At 57.5% G+C, this 433-nt stretch carries 1 protein-coding gene; it reads left to right on the top strand.

Annotated features, from left to right (window positions below; translation table 11 throughout):
• The coding region (locus FYM52_RS19230) for an EF-Tu/IF-2/RF-3 family GTPase (protein ID WP_255446853.1) at positions 1–433 on the top strand (433 nt) is incomplete at both ends.

Genomic DNA, 433 nt, shown 5'->3' with positions numbered 1-433 from the left:
CGGCATCATCAAGGTCGGCGAAGAAATCGAAATCGTCGGTATCAAGGACACCCAGAAGACCACCTGCACGGGCGTGGAAATGTTCCGCAAGCTGCTGGACCAAGGTCAAGCTGGCGACAACGTGGGTCTGTTGCTGCGCGGCACCAAGCGTGAAGACGTGGAACGCGGCCAAGTGCTGTGCAAGCCTGGCTCCATCAAGCCCCACACCCACTTCACCGCTGAGGTGTACGTGCTGTCCAAGGACGAAGGTGGCCGTCACACGCCTTTCTTCAACAACTACCGTCCTCAGTTCTACTTCCGTACCACGGACGTGACTGGCTCCATCGAGCTGCCTGAAGGCAAGGAAATGGTGATGCCTGGCGACAACGTGTCCATCACTGTGAAGCTGATCGCTCCTATCGCTATGGAAGAAGGTCTGCGCTTCGCTATCCGT

It is taken from the genome of Comamonas sp. CAH-2, from assembly GCF_009668305.1.
In the GTDB taxonomy this organism is placed as follows: domain Bacteria; phylum Pseudomonadota; class Gammaproteobacteria; order Burkholderiales; family Burkholderiaceae_C; genus Comamonas; species Comamonas aquatica.
Note: the sequence above shows the minus strand (reverse complement) of the source record. Positions and strands in the feature narration are given on the sequence as shown.